Below are 2,399 nucleotides of genomic sequence, written 5' to 3' on the forward strand. Positions count from 1 at the left end.
CGCGCCGCGCTGGCCGTCGGCCGGTGCACCGCGCAGGTCTCGGAAGGTGGACACGAGCAGCTCCAGCACCGACGCCGGCACGGCGTGCGGGATGCCGCTTTGCGCGAGCAGCCGCGCGCTGGCGTCCTGCACGAGCGACAGCTCCCGGTCGAAGTCGAGGATCGGGAAGACGGTCTCGAAGTCGAAGCGGCGCTTGAGCGCGGCACTCATCTCGTTCACGCCGCGGTCCCGCGTGTTGGCCGTGGCGATGATGTTGAAGCCCTCGCGGGCGTAGAGCATGGCGTGTTCGCCCGCCAGCTCGGGCACCGCCATCACGCGGTCGGAGAGCATGCCGAGCAGGCAGTCCTGCACCTCCAGCGGCGCGCGCGTGATCTCCTCGAACCGCACGATGCGTCCCTGCTGCATGCCCTGGTAGAGCGGTGCGGGCACGAGCGCGCGCGGGCTGGGGCCTTCGTTGATGAGCAGGGCGTAGTTCCAGCCGTACTTGATCTGGTCCTCGGTGGTCGAGGCGCCGCCCTGGATGGTCAGCGTGGAGACGCCCGAGACGGCCGCGGCGAGCAGCTCCGACAGCAGCGACTTGGCCGTGCCGGGCTCGCCCACGAGCATCAGCCCGCGGCCGGTGGCCAGCGTGACCAGCATGCGTTCGATGCTTGCCACGGGCGCGACGATCTTGGGGGCGATGCCCAGCGCCGCATCGCCCAGGATGAAGGCCCGTGCGGCGCGCAGGCCCAGCGACCAGCCGGGCGGGCGCGGGTCCGTGTCCTGTGCGCGCAGGCGCTCCAGTTCCGCGGCATGGAGGATTTCGGAAGGCGGCCGCTGCAGCGGGACTCCCGCGGTTGCGGCTTCGCCGGGAGGTGTTGTCTTGCGGGAGATGGCCATGGTGCGGTCGGTCAGGGATGGGAAAGGCAGGGGGCAGCCATGCGATGGCCGGTCAGGCGCGAAGCCCCTCCAGGTCGCGGATCAGCTCGCTGGCGGAGATGGCGTCCAGACGGCCGATGGGCTCGGCATTCTGCAACTCGCCCCACGCGGAAGGCTTGCCCACCTGCACCTCGCCCAGTTCCTGCTCGGGGTACTCGTCCACCATGCCCACGATGATGCCGGGGTCCAGGTGCAACTCGATCACATGGGCGGCTCCCAGCGGCTTGGTGAAGTACCAGATGCCGCCGCCGTCCTGCGCCTGCCCGCGGCGCCAGCCCTTGTTGACCAGGCCCAGCACGCGGCCCGTGGGCACCTTGGCCTTGGTCCAGCGCGATAGCTTGATGTCCGCCTTCTCCGCCTCGGTCAGCGTGTAGGTGTCGCGGCCGATCTGCGGGAACGGCTGCAGCAGCTCGTAGTCCGCGAAGATCTGGCCGAAGGCCGCGGCGTCCTCGGGCGACAGTTCCAGCGCATGCGGAACGCCGATGCGCACCTGCGCGCCCTCCGGGATATCGAACGGGTCGTCCTCGGCCGTGGTGGTGCTGCCGTCTTCCGCCACGCGAAAGCAGGCCGCGAGCCGGCCGCCGTAGCTGCCGCCATCTGGCACCTCGTACACGCCCCACACCAGGCGCTGCACGATGTGGCGCACGAGCGGGTGGCCGGCGAGGAAGGTGCGGAATACCTCCGGCGTCCAGCGCCGGCGCGCGCACATGGCCACCTCCAGGCGCAGCAACTGCTGGCTGGCGATGGTGCGCGCGTCCTTCTTGAGCAGCTTGAAGCGCTCCACGGCCTGCGCCGAGAGGTCGGGGTCGTCGGTCTTCTTCGGCTTGGGCAGGTCCGGCAGGCGCGCGCCGTCGCTGCCGTCCCCCGAGACCTCGCGCACATAGGGTTTGAGCGTCTCGTCGAAGCCCACTTTGAACGCCCTCGGACCGAAGTCGAGCCGCAGCGTGCCCTGCGCATCCAGGCCCAGGTCGGGCGCGAGGCGGTCCTCCAGTTCCTCGGGGCTCAGGCCCCGCGCCTCGGCGATGGCGGCGATCTTCTCGCGGGCCTTGTCCTGCAAGCCCTTGAACTTGATCTTCTGTGCGATGCCGTTGAGCAGCATCAGCGCGACGTCGGTGCCGATCTGCGCGAGCACGTCCAGCCCCGTGACGGCGCGCGCATGGGCCGACTCGCCGGGCCAGGCGCGGATGAAGGGCGTGAGCCGGCGGGCGGTGTCGTCGGTGCCCAGCAGGCCCAGCGCGGTCAGCGCCCAGCCGTCCTTCGACGGGCCGCCCGCTTCGAGCCAGGCGCCGAACGCATCCCATGCGAAATCGGCCAGCGAATCGGGCGTGCAGGCCTCGCGCACCACGGCGATGCCGGCATACACCTCCTCGCTCGTGGGGAAGGTCAGCATCTGGCCGAGCGCGTCGAGCGCTTCGTCGGGCAGCGCCTTGCCAGGGCCCGGGCCGTCCTGCAGCACCGGGCGGCGCCAGCCGCGCGGCTGC

The 2,399-nt window shown here is 71.2% G+C and carries 2 protein-coding genes; both read right to left on the bottom strand.

All coding sequences use genetic code 11. From position 1 onward, the window contains the following. A partial coding sequence (locus AC27IQ_RS22645; RefSeq protein WP_487090882.1) for an ATP-binding protein occupies nt 1–879 on the bottom strand: 879 nt, incomplete at its 3' end. A gap of 52 nt (nt 880–931) precedes the next feature. Then, a partial coding sequence (locus tag AC27IQ_RS22650) for a DUF4132 domain-containing protein (protein ID WP_487090883.1) occupies nt 932–2,399 on the bottom strand: 1,468 nt, incomplete at its 5' end.

The organism is Acidovorax sp. KPB24-07 (assembly GCF_057543315.1).